21 protein-coding genes are annotated in these 25134 nt (G+C 65.9%); 10 read left to right on the top strand and 11 right to left on the bottom strand.

The genetic code is table 11. The features are described 5' to 3' along the window. On the bottom strand, positions 1-375 hold the full coding sequence (locus tag IFR23_RS00335) for a winged helix-turn-helix transcriptional regulator (RefSeq protein ID WP_192974267.1): 375 nt from the start codon (positions 373-375) through the stop codon (positions 1-3). An 87-nt stretch (positions 376-462) separates the two neighbouring features. On the opposite strand from IFR23_RS00335, the gene IFR23_RS00330 reads away from it, so the two are divergent. Then, complete coding sequence (locus tag IFR23_RS00330; protein WP_192974266.1) at positions 463-1197, top strand: SDR family NAD(P)-dependent oxidoreductase; 735 nt, start codon at positions 463-465, stop codon at positions 1195-1197. A gap of 125 nt (positions 1198-1322) precedes the next feature. On the opposite strand, the gene IFR23_RS00325 is transcribed toward IFR23_RS00330, so the two are convergent. The 5 genes from IFR23_RS00325 to IFR23_RS00305 all read right to left on the bottom strand — a co-directional run bounded on the left by IFR23_RS00325 (position 1323) and on the right by IFR23_RS00305 (position 6794). After that, entirely contained in the window at positions 1323-1883 is a 561-nt protein-coding gene (locus tag IFR23_RS00325) for a YkgJ family cysteine cluster protein (protein WP_192974265.1), read from the bottom strand. Positions 1884-1972: 89 nt separating this feature from the next. Continuing rightward, the gene (locus IFR23_RS00320; protein ID WP_181321057.1) at positions 1973-2293 is read right to left on the bottom strand and encodes a hypothetical protein; all 321 of its coding nucleotides are present in this window, start codon (positions 2291-2293) and stop codon (positions 1973-1975) included. Positions 2294-2369: 76 nt separating this feature from the next. Next, the gene (locus tag IFR23_RS00315; protein WP_192974264.1) at positions 2370-3050 is read right to left on the bottom strand and encodes a haloacid dehalogenase type II; all 681 of its coding nucleotides are present in this window, start codon (positions 3048-3050) and stop codon (positions 2370-2372) included. A 136-nt stretch (positions 3051-3186) separates the two neighbouring features. Continuing rightward, positions 3187-5688, bottom strand: coding sequence for a PAS domain-containing hybrid sensor histidine kinase/response regulator (locus IFR23_RS00310; protein WP_192974263.1), 2502 nt, complete (start codon positions 5686-5688; stop codon positions 3187-3189). Between the two features lie 203 nt (positions 5689-5891). Continuing rightward, positions 5892-6794 carry an SDR family oxidoreductase gene (locus IFR23_RS00305; protein ID WP_107962178.1) on the bottom strand — a complete coding sequence of 301 codons (903 nt, stop codon included), beginning with the start codon at positions 6792-6794 and terminating at the stop codon, positions 5892-5894. A gap of 95 nt (positions 6795-6889) precedes the next feature. On the opposite strand from IFR23_RS00305, the gene IFR23_RS00300 reads away from it, so the two are divergent. Beyond that, entirely contained in the window at positions 6890-7726 is an 837-nt protein-coding gene (locus tag IFR23_RS00300; RefSeq protein ID WP_192145434.1) for a helix-turn-helix transcriptional regulator, read from the top strand. Between the two features lie 172 nt (positions 7727-7898). Continuing rightward, entirely contained in the window at positions 7899-9032 is a 1134-nt protein-coding gene (locus tag IFR23_RS00295; RefSeq protein ID WP_192974262.1) for an endo-1,4-beta-xylanase, read from the top strand. Here the strand turns inward: IFR23_RS00295 and IFR23_RS00290 are convergent. The 5 genes from IFR23_RS00290 to IFR23_RS00270 all read right to left on the bottom strand — a co-directional run bounded on the left by IFR23_RS00290 (position 9029) and on the right by IFR23_RS00270 (position 16860). Beyond that, a complete protein-coding gene (locus IFR23_RS00290; protein WP_192974261.1) occupies positions 9029-10594 on the bottom strand; it encodes a rhamnogalacturonidase in 1566 nt (521 codons plus the stop codon). The genes IFR23_RS00295 and IFR23_RS00290 overlap by 4 nt on opposite strands. A gap of 70 nt (positions 10595-10664) precedes the next feature. Continuing rightward, positions 10665-13814, bottom strand: a complete 3150-nt coding sequence (locus tag IFR23_RS00285; RefSeq protein ID WP_244655371.1) for a TonB-dependent receptor domain-containing protein — start codon at positions 13812-13814, stop codon at positions 10665-10667. 305 nt (positions 13815-14119) lie between these two features. Next, a complete protein-coding gene (gene lldD / locus IFR23_RS00280; RefSeq protein ID WP_192974260.1) occupies positions 14120-15265 on the bottom strand; it encodes an FMN-dependent L-lactate dehydrogenase LldD in 1146 nt (381 codons plus the stop codon). 2 nt (positions 15266-15267) lie between these two features. Beyond that, on the bottom strand, positions 15268-16032 hold the full coding sequence (locus tag IFR23_RS00275; protein WP_192974259.1) for an SDR family NAD(P)-dependent oxidoreductase: 765 nt from the start codon (positions 16030-16032) through the stop codon (positions 15268-15270). A 12-nt stretch (positions 16033-16044) separates the two neighbouring features. After that, positions 16045-16860, bottom strand: a complete 816-nt coding sequence (locus IFR23_RS00270; protein WP_107961579.1) for an IclR family transcriptional regulator — start codon at positions 16858-16860, stop codon at positions 16045-16047. 127 nt (positions 16861-16987) lie between these two features. Here IFR23_RS00270 and rhmD point away from each other — a divergent pair, with 127 nt between their 5' ends. The 7 genes from rhmD (at position 16988) to IFR23_RS00235 (ending at position 25092) form a co-directional block, all read left to right on the top strand. Continuing rightward, the gene (rhmD, locus tag IFR23_RS00265) at positions 16988-18172 is read left to right on the top strand and encodes an L-rhamnonate dehydratase (protein ID WP_192974258.1); all 1185 of its coding nucleotides are present in this window, start codon (positions 16988-16990) and stop codon (positions 18170-18172) included. Between the two features lie 10 nt (positions 18173-18182). Beyond that, the gene (locus tag IFR23_RS00260; RefSeq protein ID WP_192974257.1) at positions 18183-19040 is read left to right on the top strand and encodes a fumarylacetoacetate hydrolase family protein; all 858 of its coding nucleotides are present in this window, start codon (positions 18183-18185) and stop codon (positions 19038-19040) included. Beyond that, positions 19037-19798, top strand: coding sequence for an SDR family NAD(P)-dependent oxidoreductase (locus IFR23_RS00255; RefSeq protein WP_192974256.1), 762 nt, complete (start codon positions 19037-19039; stop codon positions 19796-19798). Before IFR23_RS00260 ends, IFR23_RS00255 begins: the two co-directional genes overlap by 4 nt. A 77-nt stretch (positions 19799-19875) precedes the next feature. After that, the gene (locus IFR23_RS00250) at positions 19876-20808 is read left to right on the top strand and encodes an amidohydrolase family protein (protein ID WP_192974255.1); all 933 of its coding nucleotides are present in this window, start codon (positions 19876-19878) and stop codon (positions 20806-20808) included. Next, positions 20805-21917, top strand: a complete 1113-nt coding sequence (gene rhaT / locus IFR23_RS00245; RefSeq protein WP_192974254.1) for an L-rhamnose/proton symporter RhaT — start codon at positions 20805-20807, stop codon at positions 21915-21917. Before IFR23_RS00250 ends, rhaT begins: the two co-directional genes overlap by 4 nt. After that, entirely contained in the window at positions 21914-23503 is a 1590-nt protein-coding gene (locus tag IFR23_RS00240) for a glycoside hydrolase family 43 protein (RefSeq protein ID WP_192974253.1), read from the top strand. The genes rhaT and IFR23_RS00240 overlap by 4 nt, the downstream gene beginning before the upstream one ends. Then, a complete protein-coding gene (locus IFR23_RS00235; protein WP_192974252.1) occupies positions 23503-25092 on the top strand; it encodes an MGH1-like glycoside hydrolase domain-containing protein in 1590 nt (529 codons plus the stop codon). The genes IFR23_RS00240 and IFR23_RS00235 overlap by 1 nt, the downstream gene beginning before the upstream one ends. Positions 25093-25134: the final 42 nt, after the last annotated feature.

Raw genomic sequence — 25134 nt, 5'->3', positions numbered from 1 at the left:
TCAGCCCGCCTCGCGTTGCCAGCCATCGCGCTCGGCGAATACCCGCGTGACCTCCGCCATGTTCTCGGTTCCCCAGGTACACAGCGGCGCCAGCGCCTCGGCAAGGCTCCGCCCCATCGGCGTCAGCGTGTAGTCGACCCGCGGCGGGACCTCGTGGTGATCGGTCCGCGTCAGCACCGCGTCCGCCTCCAGTTCCTTCAACTGCTGGATCAGCATCTTGTCGCTGACGCCGCGCACCGCGCGCTTGAGTTCGCCGTAGCGATTGGGCCGCTGCAACAGGAAATACAGGATCAGCGGCTTCCATTTGCCGGCGATGATGCGGAGCGTGACGTCGAGGCCGCAGGTGAAGCCATCGGTCGGAGGTGGCAAAGTCATGCTAGGAGGTACTAACCAAAAGGTGCATACTTGTCGATGGGTGAGCACACCGCCAGCTAGCAGTCTTGGCAAACACGGAGACATCAGATGGACAGATTGAACGGCAAGACAGCGATCGTGACCGGCGGCGGCAGCGGGATCGGCCTCGCATCGGCCAAGCGCTTCATCGAAGAGGGCGCGTTCGTCTACATCTTCGGGCGGCGCCAGGCGGCGCTCGACGCGGCGCTCGTCGAACTCGGCGAGAATGCCCGCGCGATCAGCGGCTCGGTCTCCGACATGGCGGATCTCGATCGCCTGTTCGAGACGGTCAGGACGGAGCGCGGTTCGCTCGACATCCTGTTCGCCAATGCCGGCACCGGCGAGCTCGTCCCGCTCGGCGAGATCACGCCCGAGCATTTCGACCGGACGTTCGACGTCAACGTGAAGGGCCTGGTGTTCACGGTGCAGAAGGCGCTGCCGCTGATGCGCGCGGGCGGCTCGATCATCCTCACCGGCTCCAGCACGAGCGTGATGGGAACGCCGCGGTTCAGCGTCTACAGCGCGACCAAGGCCGCGATCCGCAATTTCGCGCGTAGCTGGGCGCTCGATCTCCGCGGCACCGGCATCCGCATCAACGTGCTGTCGCCGGGACCGACCAAGACCGAACTCGCGCTGGAGGTGGTCGGCGAGGATGCGATGGCGGAAATGGGCGCGGGCACCCCGATCGGCCGGGTCGGTGAACCCGCCGAGATCGCCGCCGCCGCCGCGTTCCTAGCGTCCGTGGACAGTAGCTTCATGACCGGCAGCGAGATGTTCGTCGACGGCGGCGTCGCGCAGATCTGAGTGATTGGGGGTAGCAGGGCGACGTCGCGTGGCTTGCAATCCCCCTTTGAAACGACGTCGGCGATTGCAGAACGACCGCCTTGCGCGGCGCCGTTCCGGAAGCGATTTCCTCGTCTTCCGCTTATCTAGCCCTTGGCGGCGAACACACCGTAGCGTTCGCGCCACGCGGCCACTTCGTCGCGGAGATGTTGCGGCGCGGCGTCGCCCGAGAGGACGAGGCGGGCGACATCGTTATCGGGATGCATCAGCATTTTCTTCGATCCGTCGCTGAACCAGACGGGGATCAGTTGATCGCACACGCTGTCGAGTACCGTTGCAGCCATGCCGTTTTCGATCGCGTCGCTGCCGGCAAGCACGCGGACGTTGATCGAGACGCCTTCGAAGCAGTTCTGCGGCGCCTTGACGAAGTTGAGCGACACGAGAAGGCCGGATCGATCCGGTCTAGCGTCATCGGGCAGGCTGGCGATCCGTCGCCACGCGCAGAACCAGATCCGACAAATGCGGGGACGGACGGCGTGAATACCGCACCCTTGTCCCGAGAGGTAGATGCAGGGTGTTCCCGCCGGTTTGGCGAAATCGGGCGTATCGACCGTGAGTTCGGTGCAGCACACAGTGCAATCGCCGCATGCGCGATCCGCCAGGACCGGCCCCAGGAGCGTGGTTTCCAGGTCGGTGTCGGTGTGCATCCGCTTCGGGCGGTCCTTTGCTGGGGACTTGGAACAGGTCGGCACGGCGAACCCGGCGACGTCTTGATTTCCACGCGGGGGCGGAAACCCTAATTCCCTTCGGCGTCTACCGTGAAGATCATCGGTTTGCCACGTGACATCGGCTCCCATCCCGCGAGCAACGCTGCCCTGACGCCACGGGATATGGTCGGATCGTCGATCTGGAGCCGCCCCCGCGGCAATCCCTTCAACAGGCGTTTGGGCGCAGGAAATTCCAGCACCGCCTCGCGCTGGGTATCCTTCTCGCGCAGGGACACCATCATGCCCTTCCAGCCTTCGGCATCGGACCATTGCGGCTCGCGCTGGAGTTGCCAGTCGTAGGAGATGCCGTCGACCTCGACGGTACCGGTATTGCTGCGGATGTTCGACATGCGCGCGGCCATAGCACGCTTGGCGTGCCAATCCACGCGTTCCGGTCTCGTCCTGCCGGGAAGCCTTGCGGCGACGCTACGGTCGGGACACGATCGCCTGCGCCGCATCCTCAACGTCGTGGGCGATGAGCGTAGGCTGCGGAACACCGTCGATCGGCAGCGGTGCGTTCACGCCGCGCGTGATCAGTGCCGCGTTCCACCCGAACGACTGCGCGCCGATCGTGTCCCATATATGCGCCGCCATCAGCCACGTATCGCGCGGAACCGCCGCCATCGCATCGGCGACGTGGCGATAGGTTGCAGGCGCCGGCTTGAACCCTCGCACGGTATCCACCGTGAAACGCCGTTCGAACATCGATCCAAGCCCGGCCTTGTCGAGCGCGTCCGGCCCGACACCCTTGGGCGAGTTGGTGAGCGTGACCAACGAAAACCCGGCGTCCCTAAGCAATGTCAGGCCCGCGGCAACATCCACATGCACGGGCATGTCCGCGATCAGCCTGCCAAGTTCGCGGACATGGTCGTCGGTCACCGCGACGCCGTGAACCTGACCGAGCATCCGCAACACACCGCCTCCCAGCGTTCCGAACGGAACATAAGGTCCCGCGAGCGAAAGCGACTGCGAATACAGGATCAGCTGTGCGAACCATTCGCGCATCCGCGCCGGGGCCGCGAAGATATCGGCGAACAGCGGTTCGAGGCTGTCGATGTCGAGCAACGTCTCGTTGACGTCGAATACGATCAACGGGCGTCTGGTCATAAACGAGGCCTTCCGGGCGAAGCATGATGCACGAGCCGAACCAACTCGGGGATGGACCGATGTTTCCGTATGCCTGCCCGAAGGTCGGACTCACCGCGCGCGGTGCCTCGCGCCGACGAACAGGCTCCTGCCGGCGTCACCTGGGTCGTGACACCTTCCTCAGGGCCCGGGACAGCGCATCGATGGAATACGGCTTGTGCAGCAGATCGAACCCATGCGTACCGCTCTGCGCGAGAACCTCGCTGTAGCCGCTGGTCAGCATGACCGGCAGCGTCGGATAGAGGCGGGCGATCTCCTGGCCGAGTTCCACACCGGACATACCGGGCATCATGACATCGGAGAACACGACGTCGAACCGATCTGCGCCGGATGCCAGTTCGGCCAGCGCCCGATCGCCGTTCATCGCCAGGACGGTGTCGTATCCCAACTCCGCCAAAGCCTGCGTCGCGAACATGCCGACTTCCGCATTGTCCTCGACCACCAGAACGCAGGCGCCCTCGCCGAGCAGCAGCGACGTGTCGCCAGCCTCCGTTACGCCGCCCGACACCTGATCCACGCGAGGCAGGTACATCGTGAAGGTCGCCCCCTCGCCTTCGATGCTTTCGACGAAGATGTCCCCGCCCGACTGTTTGGTGAAGCCGAACACCTGGCTCAATCCCAGCCCGGTCCCCTCGCCCACGCCCTTGGTGGTGAAGAAGGGTTCGAAGATCTGGTCGATCCGGTCGGCGGGAATACCGGGGCCGCTGTCCGCCAGGCACACCGTGACGAACGCACCGGACACCGCCGGATGCGATCGGATGGCGGGCATCTCGGCAGTTTCGCCGACCGATATCGTCAGCTCGCCGCTCCCCTTCATCGCGTCGCGGGCGTTGACGGCCATGTTGACGATCGCGGTATCGAACTGGCTGCGATCAGCGTCGATATGGCATGGTTCGGCTGGCAGCAGCACCGTGACCTGGATCCGGGAGCCGGTCAGGGTCCGCACCATGTCGCTGATCGTCCGCACGCTGGCGGCGGCATCGAAGACCTCGGGGGTCAGCGACTGTCGGCGCGCGAAGGCAAGCAATTGCCCGGTCAGCTTGGCCGCGCGATCCGCCGTATCCGAGATCGCATCGATATAGCGCTCGCGACGCTCGTGCGAGATACCCGGCCGGCGAAGAAGATCCACCGATCCGCGTATCACCGTCAGCAGGTTGTTGAAATCATGCGCGACACCGCCGGTAAGCTGGCCGATCGCCTCGACCTTCTGCGACTGGCGCAACGCATCCTCGGCCCGCACGAGTTCACCCGTGCGATCGGCGACGCGCTGCTCGAGATGCTCGTTGAGGGACCGCAACGCCGCGATCGCGGTGTCACGCTCGGCCTCGACGGTGCGCCGCGCCTCCACGTCGATCAGGACCCCCGGAAACCTGAGCGGGGTGCCATCGGGCCCATGATCGACACGCCCGTTCGCCTCGATCCAGTAATAATGCCCATCGACGCGGCGGACCCGGTATTGATGGGCATAGGAGCCCCCGCGCGCGATCACGTCGTTGATCGCGTTCGCCAATCCCTCCTGATCGTCCGGATGGACGGTCGCGACGATCTGGGCGAGCGGTATGCCTTCTCGACCCAAGGCCGGATCGATGCCGAAGGCGTTGGCAAACCCCTCGTCGATCGCGAACTGGTCGCTGGGCAGGTCCCAGTGCCAGGTGCCGATGATTGCACCCGCCGCCAATGCGAGCTGCACACGCTCGACGTTCTCGCGCGCCAACGCCTCGCTGGCACGCAACCGCTGCTCGGCTTCGCGACGTTCGGTGACATCGTTGAACAGGATCGCGATCTGAAGGTCTTCGGGATTGCCCACCGGGACCGCGCGCACCTCGAACCAGCGACCGAACCCTTCCGCATAGCTTTCGAAATTGGCGGGTTCGCGCGTTTTCGCCACCCGGCCATAGGTCTCGAACCAGAACCGCTCTAGGTCCGGGGCGTGTTCGGTGACCCATTTCCCGCGAAGGTCGGCGCCCGACTGTCGTTCGAACGCGGGATTGGCTTCGATGAAGCGGTAGTCGACCGGTCGATCGTCGCCATCGAACTTGACCTCGATGATCGCGAACGCGGAATCGACCGTTTCGAGAACGGTCTGGAAGCGCTCCTTGACCTGCTTCAGCGCCGCGCCCGCGACATGGGCATCGGTGCGGTCGCGCAGGATCTTGACGAAGCCCAGATGCTCGTGGCCACCGTCGTGCAACGGTAACAGCTCACCCGAGGCCCAGAAACGCTGGCCGCTCTTGCGCAGATGCCAACGCTCGTCCGAGGCACGCCCGTCTTGCAACGCCAGTTTCATTTCCTGATCGATGCGACCGCTGGCCCGGTCTTCAGGCGTGAAGAAACGTTCCGCGTCGCGACCGATCATCTCGGCCGCAGTCCATCCCATCACCCGCTCCGCGCCAGGGTTCCAGTCGGTGATGATCCCGGCCGGATCGGTGATGACCATGGCGATGTCGGTCGTGCTTTCGAAGATCGCCCGTTGTCGCGCCGCGCCGCTGGCAAGCGCGTTCTGGCGAGTCTCCAGCTCGGCAACCCGTGCACGCAGACGCGCATTGTCCGCGTCGAGCTGTTCTGTCGTCAGGAAAGTCAGGGCTGCGCACTCACGCATCGTTGAAGCAATGGTGCGCCTTTTACCCGCTAAGCCCCTAGGCGAAAGGCCTTTTATCGAGAGCACGACGCCGCCGTCGACGCGTATGAGTGCCTGCGCCGACATTTGCGTGACGGGGAAGGCGCGAGAGAGCGGCGCCGAGGCGACGCCGGTTCTCTCGCGCTGGCTCACCTTATCTGCCGCGCGCCCCGGGCGGCAGTGGTTCAGGCCGGGGAGACCGCCGAATAGTCCATCCGCCCGAGGTCATCGAGCAGCGTCGGGCCGGCTGGTCGCCAGCCGAGTCGTTCGCGCGTGATCGCGCTCGAGGCGGGCATATCGAGGCTGGCGAACCGTGCCATCCACCCGAAATGCTCTGCGGCTTCCGCCTGCGTCATCGAGACGACGGGAACGTCCAGCCCTACGCCCACCGCCTCGGCGATCGAACGCATAGGGATCGCCTCCTCGGCCACCGCATGCCACCGCGCGCCCGGTACGTGCTGCTCGAGCGCGAGGACATAGAGGCGGGCGACATCCTCGACCGCGGCAGCGCACCAACGGTTGCGCCCCTCGTCGACATAGGGCGACACGCGCTTCTCCCGCGCGAGATCGATCAGTGGCGAGATCAGACCCTGCTTCACCGGATCATGGACCTGCGGCAGGCGGACGACGGCGACCGAGACGCCGCGCGCGCCAACGGCTTCGCCGGCCAGTTCGCTCGCGACGCGAGGGATCGGATCGTCGCGGTTGAAGACGTCCTCGCGTGCGGCCTGACCCGGCGCCGGCGTGCCCAGCGCGACCCCCGAGGTGATGATGAGAGGGCGATTCGACGCCGCGAGCACGTCCCCGAGCGCGCGGATGACGCGTCCATCCTTCTCGCAGGCTTCCACGAAGCGCGAGAAGTCATGATCGAAAGCGGTATGGATGACAGCATCGGCCCCTTCCGCTCCCCTCGCCAACCCCGCAGGATCGTCGAGGTCGCCGCGGTGCACCTCCGCACCAGCCGCCTCGAGCCGGCGTGCACCGGCGTCGGATCGGGTATTACCGACGACCTGATGACCGGCCGCGATAAGTTCGGGGAGGATGCGAGAGCCGATGAAACCCGTCGCACCAGTCAAGAATACGCGCATGAAGATCTCCTTGGTTGAGATCGGCATTTCACGCATCGGTGCGTCATGTTAAAGTAGTGACCTTATCGAGGTATAACGACCAACAGGATCGATCAATGGCTGGCCAGACGACCAACCCGCTGGGCACCTATCTTCGCGATCGCCGCACCCGCCTCGACCCGGTGGCATTCGGCTTCGTGGGCGGGCGGCGACGGACCCCCGGATTGCGGCGCGAGGAGGTGGCGAGCCGGGCGAACATCAGCCCGACCTGGTATACCTGGCTGGAACAGGGCCGCGGCGGGGCGCCATCCGCAGACGTGCTCGACCGCATCGCGAAGGGGCTGATGCTGACCGAGCCCGAGCGCGAGCATCTGTACATGCTCGGTCTCGGCCGGCCGCCGGAAGCACGCTACCGAGCGGTCGACGGTATCAGTCCGCGCCTGCAACGGACGCTCGACGGCATGCCGCTCAGCCCGGCGATCATCAAGACGGCGCTGTGGGACGTGGTCGGCTGGAACCGGGCGGCCGCGCTGATGCTGACCGACTATTCCAAACTGCCGCGCGAAGGGCGCAATATCCTGCGCCTCATGTTCGGCAACGATCGCGTGCGTGCAAGAAATGCGGACTGGGAGGCCATAGGCCGGTTCGTGGTCGGCGCCTTCCGTGCGGATGTGGCTCGCGCGGGTGCCGGTACCAGTGCGGAGGCCGCTCGGCTGGTTGCCGAACTGAGCCGGATCAGTCCCGAGTTCGAAGCATTCTGGCGGGACAACGACGTCGTATCTCACGGCGAGGGAGTGAAGCGGATCCATCACCCCGATGCCGGACTGCTCGAAATGGAGTTCTCGTCGTTCACCGTGGAGGGGCGCCCCGAACTGGGCATGATCATCTACAATCCAGCCTCCCCCGCATCCGCCGAACGCCTGCGCGCGCTCGTCGAAGATCTAGATCGTTGAACGAGCGCGCATCAATGCCGTCGTGCTCCGGAACCTCCGTCCAGGTTGCGCATAATCCCGATGGGTCGGATGATGAAGGCCGCGTTGAACGCCTGGGTGCGTGAGTGATAAGCAGGCTGGCAAGCATAGCAATGATCGTCGCGACGTAGCGCGGCGGCAGTCAGGAGCAGCGATGACAGTCGATCGACGGGCGATGATACTGGGCGGAGCGGCCTTGGCACTGACTTCCGGCTCGGCGCGTCTCGACGCGATGTCCACCCCGTCGCTGGCCGCCCTGGCGCGCGCGAAGGGTATCCGCTTCGGCAGCACGATGGGCGGCTCGAATTTTGCGAACCCGGCGTATCGCACCCTGAACGCCGCACAATGCGGCCTGGTCGTTCCCGAAAACGCCATGAAATGGGTCGCGCTACGGCCCGATGCCCGCAACTTCGATTTTCGTGCAGCGGATGCGATCGTTGCATGGGCACGGCGGGCTGGCCTCGGGGTCCGCGGTCATACGTTGCTCTGGCAATTCGAACGCTGGATGCCGGAATGGACCCGGACGCACGATTACGGCGCGAACCCGAAAGCCGAGGCGGCGCGCCTGCTGGTCGCTCATATCGATACCGTCGTCCGGCGCTATGCCCCCGCGGTCGACAGCTTCGACGTCGTGAACGAGGCTGTCGATCCCGACACGGGGCTGTTGCACGAGACGGCATTGTCGAAACATCTCGGTGCCGAAGCGACGATCGACCTTGCCTTCCACACTGCAAGAGCGGCGGCACCGCGCGCGCAGCTCGTCTACAACGACTTCATGAGCTGGCAGTCGTACGACGGCCGACACCGCGACGCGGTGCTCCGACTGCTGGAAGGGCTCGTGAAACGCGGGACGCCCGTCACCGCACTCGGCGTGCAGAGCCATCTCGGCAGCAAATACAGCGAGGCGCCGACGGGGCTCGGCGCCCTGGACGAAACGGCGTGGCGCCGGTTTCTCGACGAGGTGACGGGAATGGGGCTGGACCTGCTCGTCACCGAACTCGACGTTCACGACAATCCGCTGCCGAGCGCCGTCGGCCCGCGCGATCGTCAGGTGGCCGCGCATACCCGCGCCTATCTCGATCTCATGCTGTCCTATCCGCAGTGCAGGACGGTGATGTGCTGGGGCCTGAGCGATCGGTACAGCTGGCTGCAGGAGTTGCGGCCACGCCCGGATGGGCTGCCAAAGCGCCCGCTACCGTACGACGCGGCGTTCGCGCCCAAGCCGATGCGCGACGCGATCGCGGCGGCGTTCGCTGCGGCCGCGCCACGAAAGGCGACGTTCGCCTAGACGGTACCGGTGAACGGCCCCTCGATACGGCGATCGCTGCGCCCGCGCGCGTCGACGCTGGAGAAGGCGCGCACCTTGTCGAGCGAATAGCCGACGCCCGCGGGCAGCCGCATGCCGGCGAAATCGGCATCGACGACATCGTCCAGTCGGATCGCGGGTCGCGGATCGGGCGCTGCGGTGGTCACTGCCACGCCGCGCATCGACAGTCCGCGCACATGGCGTGCGAAAAAGCCGGTCGCGGGAAGGTCGCCGAACATCGTTGCTTCGGGGTAGCCGAGCTCGGCTTCGGGCGGGCGCCGCGTCGCCATGCTGGCGGGCGCGCCGCCGACATGGTGGAAATGGCTGTCCGAGATCGCGATGTCCTCGATCGGGTGGTCCGCGAGCCCTGCGATGACCGAAGGCAGCATGTTCGCGCCCGAACTTACGACATTATCGATCATCACGCGCTTCAGGCTGCCGATCGGGCGCCCCGCAGGACCGCGCATCCGCTTGCCCAGCCGCAGGAAGATCGGCGCATCGACGATCCCGCGCATCGTCATGTTCGAGACCGCGATATCCTCGATCACGCCACCGTCGACCGTTTCGAATGCGAGACCGCGACTGTCCTCGAAAATGCAGTTGGTGACCGTGATGTTGCGGAACCCGCCATTGCTCTCGGTGCCGCACTTGATACGGCCGTGGATCTTCGGCGCGAACGCCGGCGGCATCCGGCGCCAGCTGCCGTCGAGCACCGACCCGACCTGATAATTACCCATCACGACGCAACCGGAGATCGTCACGTTCTCCGTGATCCGCGCCTCGCCGAGCGCGAAGCTGCTCTTCGGGCAGATCGCGTCGTCCCACGGCGCGTTGACGGTGCAATTTCTGACGCGGACGTTGCGGCAACAATCGATGTCCATGCCGTCGCGGTTGGTGTCGATCAGCAAATTGTCGATCGTCATATTGTCGACGCCGGTCGCGAGGATCGCGAACCAGCCGCCCTCCAGCATGCGGAAATCACGCAGCGTGACGCCGTGGCAATTCTTGAGGCCGATCGCCTTGTTCGCGGTGCCGGGACCGGTCGGGTCCGACAGCCAATTGTCCTTGCCGTCCCCGCGTCCGAGGCCCTTGCCCCAGATCAGGCCACCGCCGAGGATCGCGATATCGTGAAGCCCCTCGCCCCAGATCAGGCTGTTGCGCCAGTGGCTGTGACCGAAGTCCTGGAAACCGGCGATGGCCGGATCGATCGGCTCGGCATGGTCGTAGCCGCGTGTCGTCGTCGGCGCCGCGGCGAGCAACGTCGCGCCGTTTTCGATGTAGAGCGTGACCCTGCTTTTCAGCCTTATGGTGTAGCAGGCATAGGTGCCGGGCGGGATGTAGACGGTACCCCCGCCTTTGGTCGCGACGCTGTCGATCGCACGGTTGATCGCATCGGAGTCGATCGCGATGCCATTGCCCTTCGCACCGTAGCGGCGAACGCTGGTCCACCCCTCCCCCGCCGCGAAGGCCGGCACGGCGGCCATCGCCGACAGTGCGGCGCTGCCGACGATCAGCGCGCGACGATCAAGCGGAGTGGCGAACATAGGGCTCTTCCCGGAAAACTGAGAAAAAGGAGGCGCAGGTACGAGACCTGCGCCTCTCAGGAGGGGACATCTAGAACTTGAGCGACGCGCCGAGGAAGAACTCGGTACCGAGCACGTCGTAGGTCGACGAGAAGGTGTTGGCGTTCGGCCCCTGCGTCGTGATCGGGGGCTTGTTGTTGAACAGGTTGTTCGCGCCGCCGAACAGCTCGATGTTCTTGAGGAGCGCGGCCGTGAAGGACAGGTCGAAATAATTCTCCGCCCCGAGCTTCGGATAGACGAGGCTGTCGAGCGTCGGCGTCGACGCCGATCCCTGTCGCAGCGGCACGACGTAGCGATCGTTGGTCACCGGGCCGATATAGCGATGCCGCAGCGACAGGCCGAAATCGCCCGTCGTCCACGTCACGCGCGACGTACCGCGCCACCGCGGCAGCGGTTGTCCGCACGTGGTGCCGAACGATCCGGCGCACTTGTTTTCGAGTGCGGGCAAAGCCGCGACGGGGACCGAGTCGAACTGTGCGAGCCAGGTATAGTTGGTGCCGATCTCGACACGGCTGCTGGTCCCCAGGCCCGGCAGGCCAAAGCCAAGGTTGAAGGCATAGCGCGCGGCGAAATCGATACCCGACGTCTTCAGTTCGCCGGTGTTCGCGTTGAGCACCTGCGCCACGAACGGATCGTTGATCTCACCCGAGAACGGGTTGCGCCTGATCGCCCGGCAGAACTCGCTGCTCGCGTCCTGGATGACGTTGTAACACAGGTTGAGCGTGTTCTGCAGGCCGCCGCCGAGCGACGAGATCGCGCCCTTCAGTCCGACGTTGAAGTAATCGACGCTGAGGAACAGCCGCGGCATCGCGGCGGGCGTGACGACGACCCCGAGCGTGTAGGTGTCCGATTTCTCCGCGCCCAGGTTTGCGTTCCCACCGAAATCGGCTGGAATGATGTTGTTGGGCTGCACGCTTCCCGTGAAGATCTGCGCGGCGGGAACGCCGGTCGCGGCACAGATCGCGCGGACCGCCGCGGTCTGCTGCGCCACCGCGCCGCGGTTCGAACAGGGATCGGTCGCGGCCCCGACGACGCGCGTCGTGCCACCGAACAGTTCGGCGACGCTCGGCGCACGGATCGCACGCTGATACTGGCCGCGGAAGGCGATATCGCGGTTCACCCGCCAGTCGGCGCCGCCGAGATAGGTCCACTGCCCGCCGACACCCGACAGATTGTACTTCGAATACCGGAACGCACCATTGGCGACGAGGCTTTCGATGAATGGCGTGTTGTGGATCAGCGGTACGCGGACTTCGCCGAACACCTCCTTGACGGTGGTCGAACCGCGCGTCGGCAGGCCGGGGTTGAAGCCTGCGACATCACCCGACGACAGGAACGAATCCGGCGTGAACTGCGCGCTCGTCTTGCGCCATTCATAACCATAGGAGAATCCGACCGGCCCCGCCGGCAGTTTGAACAACGTGCCGGTCAGATTGCCCTGCGCGACCTGCTGCGTGGCGACCGTCGAATTGGTCGCGCCGATGCGGATCGCCGACGCGCACGCCTCGGAGACGTTGGCGCCGAAGATGTTGCACACCGGCGCTGCGCCGCCAGCCGACAACAGGCTGGCCTGAAGGCGGCTGCGCGAGATCGCGTTCTGGAGCAGCAACGTGTCCTCGCTGCGCGCGTAGGTGTAATAGACGTCGTACTTCAGGTCGGTCAGCACGGTGTCGGATACGCTGCCGAGATCGCCGCGCAGGCCCCATGCACCGCGGAAGACGTTGCGTCGTTCGCTGGCGAGGCGGGGGCCGACCTCCGAATAGCGGCGGCCCGCGGTCAGTACCGCCAACCCGTCGCCGCGCGTCGTCGTGCGCGTCGCCGTGCCGCTGGTCACGGTGGTCGTGCCCGTCTCGGCGAGATCGAGTTGCTGGAGGACGCCCTGCAATGCAGGCGTCAGATAGGGGTTGTTGACGTTGAACAGCGTCGGCACGCCGACGTTGGTGGGCGCCAGCCGCGCGTTCACCTCGTTGTTGCTGTAGTGAAGCTCGGTATAGCCGGTGATATGATCGTTGAAGTCGTAATGACCGAAGCTGTTGATCATCCACCGTTCCTGCGGCTGGATCAGGTAGTTGTCCGGCCCCAGATTGAAATCGTCCTGCGGGGTGAGCGCCGGGCGCGCGGCGGTGCCGCCACCGTTGAACGTGAACCCGCGCGAACCCAGCGCGCCGAGGCCGGCGGCGGCGTAAGCGGCGTTCAGCGCTGCATTGGAGCCGCCCGCCGCCGGTATCCCGGAAAAGCGGCCGTTGGGAATGTCGCCGCTGCCACCGCGAACGAACCCGAGTTCGCCGCCCGCAGCAACGCAGCCGTTCGTGCCGACCGACGTGAAGGGCGTACCGGCGCGGTCCGGACTGCTCGTACCGCGGACGACGCAACCGTCATTGAGTGAATCGAACGCGAAGCTGCCGCGATCGCCGCGCGTGATCGCGCCGCGCTTGAGGTAGTTGCCCGATACCACGAGGTTGCCGCGGTTCTCCGCGAAGTTGCCGCCCAGCGTCAGATCGGCGTTGTACACCGGGGTACCGGTCGCGCGATCCATGTTGAGCTGCGCGCGCGCTTCGACGCCTTCGAAATCGTCGCGGATGATGAAGTTGACGACACCGGTGATGGCGTCCGAACCGTAGACCGCGGACGAACCGCCGGTGACGATCTCGGTACGCTGCACGAGCGTCGACGGGATCGTGTTCAGATCTACCACCTGTTCTGGCCCGTAGATCGCGAAACGGCGACCGTTGACCAGAACCAAGTTCCGCTGCGAACCGAAGCCGCGCAGATTGACGTCGGCAAAGCCGCCCGGAACGGTGTTCGAGGTGGCGCTGCCGAGCTGCGAGCCGACCGCCTGCGGAATCTGCGACAACGTCTTTTCGATGTTCACGTTGCCCGACAGCTTGATGTCCTCGGCACCGACGACGCTGACGGGGGTCGACGCATCGAAGCCGTTGCGGGCGATGCGCGAGCCGGTCACGACGATGTCTTCATTGCCCGCGCTCGCCGCGCCTGTTTGCGGCAGATCCGCCGCGGCAGCGGGAACCGCGTCCACGGACTGGGACACCGGGGCGGCAGGGTCGCCGGCGCCTGGTTGCGGCGCCGTCTGGGCGCTCGCGGGTGCGGAAAGCATGATTCCGGCGAGCGCCGAGAGAACGGTACCACCAAGCAGCCGGCGGCGGGCAATAGTCAAATGCATCGCAATCCTCCCCTAAAAACGCCCGGCGCAGCGCGACCGGTGTCGTTGTCGTCCCATTGTCCCGGCGGGTAGCCCGCTCTATCACGATCCGATGGTAGCGATATCATCGCTTTACCATTAATCCCGTATATTGAGACTGATATCTATCTTGTGAGATTTACCGAGTCAAGCCGGTACGACGAGTCGAGGAAATAGGCGAAATTCCATCTCCGCTTCGGCCGACGGAGAGGAGCGGTTCGATACCGCCACGGCATCGCGTGAGCGTAGACAGGGGGCGATGGGTGGCCGCTATCGGTGCGACGCGATTAGCGAACCAAGATGTCGCGCGTGATCTTGGTCAGATCGGTGCAGCCGGTCAGGGCCATAGCGACCCGCATCTCCGCTTCGACCAGCGCCAGCATCCGTGCGACGCCGGCTTCGCCGTCCGCGGCCAAGGCGAACGCCCAGGCGCGCCCGAGCATCACGCCCCTGGCACCGAGCGCAAGCATCCGCACCACATCCAGCCCGGTCCGCACGCCGCCGTCGACCAGCACGGTCAGCCGATCCCCGACCGCCGCCGCGATCGGCGGCAGCGCCGTCGCGGTCGATGGCACGCCGTCGAGCTGGCGACCGCCGTGATTGGAGACGACGATGCCGTCCGCGCCCAGTTCGGCGGCCTCGCGTGCGTCGTCCGCGTCGAGAATACCCTTGATGATGAGCGGCCCATCCCAGTTCTGACGGATGAAATCGAGATCGCGCCACGTCACGGTCGGATCGAAATTACCGCGCATCCACGCGAAGAAATCCTCCAGCCCCGTGCTGTCGCCCAGCAGCGGGGCGATGTTGCCCAGTTGATGCGGACGACCCCGGACGCCGACGTCCCACGCCCAATGCGGTCGCCTCGCCGCCTGCCACATCCGACGCAGCGCCCCGGCCCTGCCCGCCGATCCGGCCAGCCCCGATCGATAATCGCGATAGCGCGATCCCGGCACCGGCATGTCGACGGTGAACACCAACGCCGAACACCTTGCCGCCTTCGCCTGCTGAATGAGATCCTTCATGAAACCGCGGTCGCGGATCATGTAGAGCTGGAACCAGAACGGCCGTTCGCTGGCGCGCGCGACTTCGTCGATCGGGCAGGCGGATACGGTCGACAGGCAGAACGGCACGCCCGCCGCAGCGGCTGCACGCGCCGCCTGCACTTCGCCGCGGCGCGCGTTCATCCCCGCCAGCCCGATCGGCGCGAGAGCGAGCGGCAGCGCCATCCGCTGACCAAACAGCGTCGTGGACGGATCGATCGTGCCGATGTCGCGCAACACCCGCTGTCGCAACATGACCTTTTCGAGATCCGCAGCGTTTCGGCGCAGCGTCGTCTCCGCGTAGGAACCGCCATCGATATATTCGAACAGGAAATGCGGCAGGCGTCGTCGCGCCCGTTCGCGAAAATCGAGCGTGGAGGCAGCCTGACCCATCGCTATTGAAGGTTCACGAACGCGCCGCCGTCGACCAGCAACGAGGCGCCGGTGACATAGCGTGCGAGGTCCGACGCGAGGAACACGACCGGGCCGACCAGATCGTCAGGCTCGCCCAACCGGCCGAGCGGGACGCGCGCGGCCATCCGCGCACGCTTGTCGGCGTCGGCCAGATCCTCCTTGTTGATATCGGTCAGGATCGTGCCCGGAAGAACCGAGTTACAGCGAATACCGTACCGCCCCAGCGCGATCGCGGTCGACTGCATGAGCGAATGCAGCCCGGCCTTGGTAGGTGTGTAATGCGTCTGGTATTCGCCGCCGACCAGCGCCGAAATCGACGACACCGCGACGATCGCGCCACCCTGCCCCTGCGCCACCATCTGGTTCGCCGCCGCCTGGACCATGAAATACGCACCGTGCAGATTGACGCGCATCGTCCGCTCGAACGTCTCGACCGGCATGTCCAGGAACGCGTGGAACGGACAGATTCCGGCGTTGTTGACGAATACGTCGACCTTTCCGAACGCATCGACCGCGCGCGCGATGAAATCCCTGGCGGTGGCCGGATCCGCGACATCGCCCTGTACCGCGATCGCGCGCCGGCTCAGCGCCTCGATCTCGGCCACCGCCCCCGCGGCCCCTGCCTCGTCGCGCGAGAAATTGATCACGACGTCCGCGCCGTGTCGCGCCGCGCCGATCGCGACCGCGCGACCGATCCCCGCCGATGCCCCCGTCACCAATAGCGTCTTGCCGTCGAGCAGTCCCATCGCGTCCTGTCCTTATCTGGGTTCGGGTTCGGACCAGCCGAGATCGAGGCTGATCGCCTGTGCGGTTCCACGCACCTCGTCGGTCAGCCCTGCCATCCGCTCGTCGTCCATATATTGCGCCGCGCTGGACACGCTGATGGCGCCGACGATCCGGCCGCTCGCGTCGCGCACCGGCGCCGCGACGCAGCGGATCAGATCCTCGTTCTCCTCGAGGTCATAGGCATGGCCGCCCGCGACATATCCCTGCATCCGCGCCTGCCATGTCGGGAAATCGATCGGTCGCGCGCCGCTGCCGCGATCCTCCGCCACCATTGCCGCCCAGCCTTCCGGCGCGTCGTCGAGCAACAGCGCCTTGCCGAGCCCGGTCGCGGTCAGCGGCTGGCGGTCCCCCACCCGGCTGCTGATCTCGACCCGGCGCCGCCCCGGGATTTTGTCGAGGTAGAGCGCGCGGTCCCGGTCGCGCACGCCGATGTGCACGGTGTCCTCGGTCGACGCGGCGAGGCTTTCGAGATGCGGGCGCGCGACTTGAACGATATCGGTTTGGCGTTGTGCGGCGAAGCCCAGCTCGAGCAGCTTGGGCCCCGACAGATATCCAAGACGCGGCGTGAAGGTGATGTAGCGGCGCTCGATCAGCGCGGTCGCCAGCCGGTGCGCGGTCGATCGCGTCAGCCCGAGCCGGCTCGCGAGGTCCGCCAGCGTCACGGGACCATCGACCACCGCCTCGATCACGTCGAGGCCGCGCAACAAGGTCTGGCTTCCCGACGACGCCCGAGCGGCGGCATCCGGTTGCGCCTGTTGCGAAGAAGCATTTGACGGATCATTTCTCATTTAATAACATCCATTCCCATAATATGGAAGATAGCGCAGCGGCTGGCAAGCATTCGAGTGAAAACTCGTACCGCATGATGGAACGACGTATCTGCCTTTTCGCGAAAGCAGGAAAGAGAGGAACCGCATGGGTCTGTCCCGCATCAAGCATGTTCGCGCTTTCACCGTGCGTGGTGGCGGCGCGGATTATCACGATCAGGGCGCCGGCCACTGGATCGACGACCACATCGCCACGCCGATGGCGCGCTATCCCGAATATCGTCAATCGCGGCAGAGTTTCGGGATCAACGTGCTCGGCACGCTGGTCGTCGAGATCGAGGCGGAGGACGGCACGATCGGCTTCGCAGTGACGACCGGTGGCGAGCCCGCCTGCTACATCGTCGAGAAGCATCTCGCGCGCTTCCTCGAAGGCCGAAACCCCGCCGAGACCGAGAAGATCTGGGACCAGATGTATTTCTCGACGCAATATTACGGCCGCAAGGGGCTGGTCATCAACGCCATTTCCGGGGTCGATCTCGCGCTGTGGGACCTGATCGGCAAGCTGCGCGACGAGCCCGTCCACCAGTTGCTCGGCGGCCCGGTCCGCGACGAACTGCAATTCTATGCGACCGGCGCGCGACCCGATATCGCCAAGGAGCTGGGGTTCATCGGTGGCAAGCTGCCGCTGCATCACGGACCTGCCGAGGGGCTGGAGGGCCTTAGGAAGAACGTCGAACTGCTCGCCGACATGCGCGCGAAATGCGGACCCGACTTCTGGCTGATGTACGATTGCTGGATGGCGCTCGACGTCGATTACGCCACGCGCCTCGCCATCGCCTGTCACGAGCACGGCCTGAAATGGATCGAGGAGGCGATCAGCCCCGACGACTACTGGGGCTATGCCGAACTCAAGCGCAACGTCCCCAAGGGCATGCTGGTGACGACCGGCGAGCATGAGGCGACCCGCTGGGGCTTCCGCATGCTGATGGAGATGGAGTGCTGCGACATCATCCAGCCCGATGTCGGCTGGTGCGGCGGGATCACCGAACTGCTCAAGATCAGCGCGATGGCCGATGCGCGCGGCAAGATGGTCGTGCCGCACGGCTCGTCGGTCTACAGCTATCACTTCGTCATCACGCGCCACAACTCGCCGTTCGCGGAGTTCCTGATGATGCACCACGGCCCTACCGAAATCGTGCCGATGTTCGCACCGCAACTGCTCGGCGAACCGGTGCCGATCAATGGCCGGATCAAGGCCAGCGCGCTCGACAAACCGGGCTTCGGCGTCGCGCTGAACCCCGATATTCCGCTCCACCGCCCCTACACGCACTGAGGATACCGTCATGAAGCTCTGCCGCCACGGCCCGAAGGGTGCCGAAAAACCGGGAATGATCGACGCAGACGGCCGCATCCGCGACCTGTCCGCGGTGATCCCCGACCTTACCGTCGACGCGATCGCCGGCCTTGCCGATATCGACCCCGCCACGCTGCCCCTGGTCGAGAACGCGCCGCGCTACGGCGTGCCTGTTGCGGGGATCGGCAAGATCGTCGCGATCGGCCTCAACTACCGCGATCACGCGATCGAATCGGGCCTGCCGATCCCGACCGAACCGATGATGTTCATGAAGCCGCTGTCGAGCCTGTCCGGTCCGAACGATCCGGTGATGCTGCCGAAGGACTCGACGCATAGCGATTGGGAGGTCGAACTGGGCGTCGTGATCGGCAAGACCTGCCGTTACGTCGAAAAGGCCGATGCGATGGATCATGTCGCCGGCTACGTTCTGGTCAACGACGTATCGGAGCGCTTCAACCAGAAGCAGCGCGGCTCGCAATGGTCCAAGGGCAAGGGGCACGACACCTTCTGCCCGACCGGCCCCTGGCTGGTGACACCCGACGAGATCGGCGATCCGCAAGACCTGGCGATGGCGCTCGACGTCAATGGCGAGCGGATGCAGACCGGCAACACCAAGACGATGATCTTCGCGATCGACGAACTGATTTCGTACGTCAGCGAATACGTCACGCTGGAGCCCGGCGATCTGCTCATCACCGGCACCCCGCCCGGCGTCGGCGAGGGCAAGAAGCCCACATCGATCTTCCTGAAGGCCGGTGACACGATGCATCTGGCGATCGATGGCCTCGGCGAGCAATCCCAGACGGTCGTGGCGTGGCAGCATCCACGCGATGCGGTGACCGCATGAGACTGTACGCGGGCCGCTTTGCCGGTCGGACGGCGATCGTGACAGGCGGCGCGTCGGGTCTGGGCAAGGCGGTCGCGGCGCGGATCGTCGCCGAGGGCGGCCGGGTAGCGCTGTGGGATCTCGACGCGGACAAGCTCGCGACCGCGCGTACGGAAATACACGCAACGCATGTCGAGGCGCTCGACGTGGCCGATGCCGGGGCGGTCGAGGCTGCGGCCGCGGCCACGCATGCAGCCCTTGGTTCGGTCGACATCCTGATCTGCGCGGCGGGCATAACCGGCGCGACCGCCCCCGTGCACGACTATCCCATCGACAGCTGGCAGCGCGTGATCGACATCAACGTCAACGGGCTGTTCTATTGCAACCGGGCAGTCGTGCCGCTGCTGCTGGCGAACGGCTATGGCCGGATCGTCAACGTCGCATCGGTCGCGGGCAAGGAAGGCAACCCCAACGCGTCTGCCTATTCCGCGTCGAAGGCGGCCGTGATCGGCTTCACCAAATCGCTCGGCAAGGAACTCGCGGGTAAGGGCGGCCCGGGCGGGATCGTCGCCAACGCGATCACGCCGGCAACCTTCGAAAGCCCGATCCTCGAGCAACTGCCGCAGAGCCAGGTCGATTACATGCGCGGCAAGATCCCGATGGGGCGGCTTGGCGAAGTCGACGAATCCGCGGCGATGATCTGTTTCATGGCCTCGGACGAATGCAGCTTCACCACCGCGTCCACGTTCGACACGTCGGGGGGCCGCACGACCTTCTGACGCTCCGCCGACCACGACCCACGTCTTACGGTCACCGGTAAAAAACCGGGGCTGCCTGTTTCAGAGAGGATAGCGGCATGGCCGTGATCGATCCCGTCCCGTTCGTCGATGCCCATGTCCATTTCTGGCAGCTGGGTCGGCTGGACTATGCGTGGCTGAAGCCGCCTTTCAAGGACGATGGCCCGAACGGCAACGTCTCCGCGATCGCGCACGATTACGGCCCAGCGGACTATCTGGAGGAGGCTGCGCGCTGGAACGTCGTCGGCGCGGTTCATGTCGAGGCCGGTGCCGCGCCGTCTCAGGCGATTGCGGAGACCGACTGGGTGCAGGCCGCCGTTGCAGCGCAATCCCTGCCGACCGCGATCGTCGCCTTCGCTGCGCTCGACGCACCCGATATAGCCGCGCAACTCGCCGCACAGGCCGACCGCCCCGCGGTCCGCGGCGTCCGCCAGATCGTCAACTGGCATCCCGATCCGAACCGCACCTACACGCCCCGAGACATGACGACCGACGAGCGCTGGAAACACGGCTTCGCATGCCTTGCCGATCACGACCTATCGTTCGACCTGCAAGCCTATCCCGGCCAGTTCGCGACGCTTGCCAAAATGATCGAACGACACCCCGACATCCGGGTATTCCTCAATCATGCCGGCATGGGCGTCGATAGCGAAACCGACTGGCGCGACGGCCTGCGCGCGCTGGCCCGGTTGCCGCACGTGGCAATCAAGCTGTCCGGCCTCGGTTTCGCGATCCGTCCCTGGGACGCACGCGCCGCGCGCGACCGCGTCCGCCGCGCGATCGACCTGTTCGGTACGGACCGCGCGATGATGGCGAGCGATTTCCCGACCGACCGGCTGTTCGCTTCGTTCGACGATACGCTGGCGATGCTCCACGATTCGGTAGCGGACCTGTCCGAAGACGAACGCCGCGCACTGTTCGCGGGCAACGCGAACCGCCTCTACCGCCTCGGGCTCGACCTCGCCCCCGCTTTCGACGGAGACGTCCGATGACTCCCAACCCGTTGCTCGGCGTCGGTTTCCATTGGCTTGGCGGGCTCGCGTCGGCGAGTTTCTACGTCCCCTATCGCGGCGTGAAGCGCTGGTCGTGGGAGATCTATTGGCTGACCGGCGGGATCGTCTCGTGGCTGATCGCGCCCTGGCTGTTCGCCGCGTTGCAGACCGAGGACCTGCTGGGTGTGCTGGCGGCGGCGCCCCGCCCCTCGATCGTCTGGCCGATCGTGTTCGGCATGCTCTGGGGTTTTGGCGGCCTAACCTATGGTTTGACGATGCGCTATCTCGGGCTTTCGCTCGGCATGGCGGTGGTGCTGGGGCTGTGCACTGTCTTCGGCACGCTGATCCCACCGCTGTTCCAGGGTGATTTCGCGGCGAAACTGCTCGACACGACCAGCGGACTCATCGTCCTGCTCGGTCTCGGCGTGACCCTGCTGGGGATCGTGGTCGTCGCGCTGGCGGGCGCGCGCAAGGATGCAGCGCTGTCGGTCGAGGCGAAGCGCGCCGCGGTCGCCGAATTCGACTTCCGCAAGGGGATCGGCGTCGCGATCTTCTCCGGCATCATGTCGTCCTGCTTCGCGTTCGGGCTGGCGGCGGGCGAACCGGTCCGCTTGCTGTCGGGCGCCGCCGGCACGGGTGCGCTCTGGACGGGGCTTCCGGTGCTGTGCCTTGTCATGTTCGGCGGTCTCGTTACCAACGGCATCTGGTGCACGATCCTGATCGCGCGCAATCGCAGCGCCGGCCAGTGGGTCGGACGCGCGAGCCGGATCAGCAACGCCGGCAGCGACATCGGCACCGACGTCGCTCCCGACGTCGATGGGGGCCGAACGCCGCTCGTCGTCAACTTCCTGCTCTGCGCGGTTGCCGGTCTCGCCTGGTATTTCCAGTTCTTCTTCTACACGATGGGCGAAAGCCAGATGGGGCGGTTCGGCTTCTCGTCCTGGACGCTGCACATGGCCTCGATCATCATCTTCGGCACGCTCTGGGGCTTCGCGTTTCGCGAGTGGCGGGATGCGGCACCACGGGTCCGCGCGACCGTCTGGGGCGGCGTCGCGCTGCTGGTGCTGGCGACCGTCATCATCGGCTACGGCAACAGGCTCGCCGCATGACGCGTCTCGCACTCGTTCTAGCGCTCGCCGCGGTTCCTGCCATCGGCGCGGCACCAGCGACCTATACCAACCCGGTGATCTTCGCGGACTATTCCGATCCAGACGTCATCCGCGTCGGCGAGGACTATTACCTCGTCGCATCGAGCTTCCACTTTTCGCCCGGGATACCGATCCTGCATTCGCGCGATCTGGTGCATTGGCGCATCCTCGGTCACGTCCTGCCGCGCCTGCCGTTCGCGCCCGAATACGACATGCCCGGCCCCCACACGCTGACCGACGCGATCTCGAAGCCGGTCGGCGGCACGCGCTATGCCGGCGGCGTCTGGGCACCCTCGATCCGCCATCACGCCGGACGTTTCTACGTCTACTGGGCAACCCCCGACGAGGGCATCTTCATGGCCTCCGCCACGCGCGCAGACGGCCCGTGGAGCACGCCCGTCAAGGTGATCGACCAGCCGATGCTGGAGGACCCCTGCCCGTTCTGGGACGACGACGGCACTGCCTGGCTGGTCCATTCGCGGCACGGCGCAGGCCCGCTGATCCTCCACCGGATGAGCGCGGACGGCACCCGCGTCCTCGATGCCGGCACGACGATTGTGGAGGACAAGGTCAACCTCCCCATCCTCGAAGGCCCCAAACTCTACAAGCGTGACGGCTGGTATTACATCCTCGCGCCGTTCGGCGGGGTCGAGAAGGGTGCGCAGGTCGCCTTGCGCGCCCGCGATATTCGCGGCCCTTACGAACAGCGCGTGGTGCTGCGCCAGGGCACGACCAAGCTGGAAGGACCGCATCAGGGCGGCTGGGTCGAGACACCGTCCGGGCAAGGCTGGTTCGTGCATTTCAATTCGACCGGCGCGTTCGGCCGGATCAGCTATCTCGAACCGCTGCGCTGGGTCGATGGCTGGCCGCTGATCGGCGCCCCGATACCTGGCTCCAGCGCCGGCCAGCCGGTCGATCGCCACGCGGTCCCGGACACGCGGAACAGTCCCGCGCCGTACCGGCTGCAAGCCTCCGACGATTTCTCCACCAGTACGCTGGGTCCGCAATGGGAATGGAACCACAATCCCGACGACCGCGCCTGGAGCCTCCGCGCGCGTCCCGGCTTCCTCCGCCTGACCGCGTTACCCGCCGAACACCTCGTCACCGCCCGCAATACGCTCATCCAGATCCTGCAAGGCCCATCGAGCCGGATCACCGCGCGCCTCGATCCACGCCGGATGGTCGACGGGCAACGCGCCGGGCTGTCACTGTTCGGCGTTCGCCCGAGCTGGATCGGCCTCGTCCGCGCCGCGGGCAAGACGCGCGTGACGCTCGCACGCGAAGGCGTCGAGACCGCCGGCCCCGTGCTCACCGGCACCCGCATCGACCTGCGCACCGACGTCACCGCGGATCAGCGCGTCGCCTACAGCTACAGCCTCGACGGCAAGACCTTCGTATCGATCGGAACGCCGATACCGCTCGCACGCTTCTCCTGGTGGAAGGGGTCGCGCCCCGCGCTGTTCACGTTCACCCGTGACAGGCCGGATGGATCGGTCGACGTCGACCGCGTGGTGGTCGATACGCCCATTCCTGCCGGGAGATCCTGATGGACCGCCGCCACTTCCTCGCCGGGACGACCGCCGCCGCCGCGACGCTCGCCCTGCCCCGCGCCGCCGACTCCGCCACGCCGACCGAGACACCGGTCTTCAAGACCGCGAACACGCGCTGGCAGGCGGCCTACGACAAGGCGCTGGCGGTGCTCGCCGCCAATGTACGGACCATGCCCTATGTCAGCGCCCCGGTGCTGATCGAAGGCGCGACCTATCAGGGCATCTGGCAGGAATGCGGGCCTCACGAAGCACTTGTCTATCGTCACTGGCGTCCCGACGTCGCGCGCAACAGCCACACGACGTTCTTCGATCTGCAACGCGCTAATGGCCAGTTGCCGGCGAACAACAAGATCGCGGAAACGAGCTTCGGCCAGATCCAGATGGTCGTGCCGATCGCCGCCACCGCCTGGGAACTCGCCCGCGCCACCGGCGACGAGGCCTTGCTCGCCCAAGCCTATCGCGCCTGTTCGGCATGGGACGATTGGCTCGTCCGTCACCGCAACACGCGCGGCACGGGCCTGATCGAGGGGTTCTGCACCTATGACACGGGCCACGACAACAGCCCACGCTGGGCCGGGATGCCGAACCAATGCCCGAACAAGGACGCCGCCACGCATCACCCGATCGCGTCGTTGCCCCGTCTTTGCCCGGACCTGTCGGCTACCGTATTCGGCGCGCGCCGCGCGCTGGCCGCGATGGCGCGCGCGCTGGGACACGCCGACGAAGCAGCCCGCTGGGACGAACGCGCGGAGACGATCCGTCGCCTGATCCTGTCGCGGCTGTACGACGCGACGGACGCCGCCTTCTACGACCGCGATCCGCAGGACCGGTTCGTCCGCGTGCGCGGCGACGTCATCAGCCGGGTATGCGGCGAGCATGTCGTCGACCAGCCGATGTTCGACCGAATCTGGCAGCAGCAGCTCGGCAACCCCAAGGCGTTCTGGAGCCCCATCCCGCTACCGTCGATCGCGCTCGATGACCCCAGCTTCGTCCGGCCGATCCCCGCCAACAGCTGGGGCGGTGCATCACAGGCCCTCACCGCCCTGCGCGCGGGGCGGTGGTTCGATCATTACGGTCGCTCCGCCGAGTTCGGGACGATGATGACCGCGTGGTGCGATGCGATCCAAGCCGACGCGTCGATGCGCCAGCAACTCGATCCGCTGACCGGCCGCTTCACGCAGGAAGACGCACCCGGCTATTCCCCCGCCGCGCTGGTGATGGTCGATTATACCTGGCGGCTGGTCGGTTTTCACGAGGACGCGGACACGATTCACTGGAATATCCGCCCGAAACATCCCGCGGCAAAGGGCACGACGCTGAGCCGCCGGACCGACGACGGGCGGATCGCGACGGTCCACTATAACGGCCAAGGCGCCACGCTGACGCTGGACGGCACGAGAGTTGCGCGCATCGACGACGGCGCAGTCCGGTTGACGACCGACAGGAATGGCAACCCCACAGCATTACGGGGTATCGAGCCAGGCCTCCAAAGAATACGCCTGTCCGTAGCCAATCGATCGCCGGTTCAACTGAATATAGCGGCGAATACAGACTACCCATTCAACCGGATGCGCGAAAACTCCTAGTACCCACCCCGCGCCCGAGTCAAAGCCGGCTTTGCCGTGTAG

The organism is Sphingomonas sp. CFBP 13603 (assembly GCF_014892665.1).
Classification (GTDB): domain Bacteria; phylum Pseudomonadota; class Alphaproteobacteria; order Sphingomonadales; family Sphingomonadaceae; genus Sphingomonas.
The sequence above is the reverse complement of the archived record's forward strand: the minus strand, read 5'-3'. Positions and strand labels throughout refer to the sequence as shown.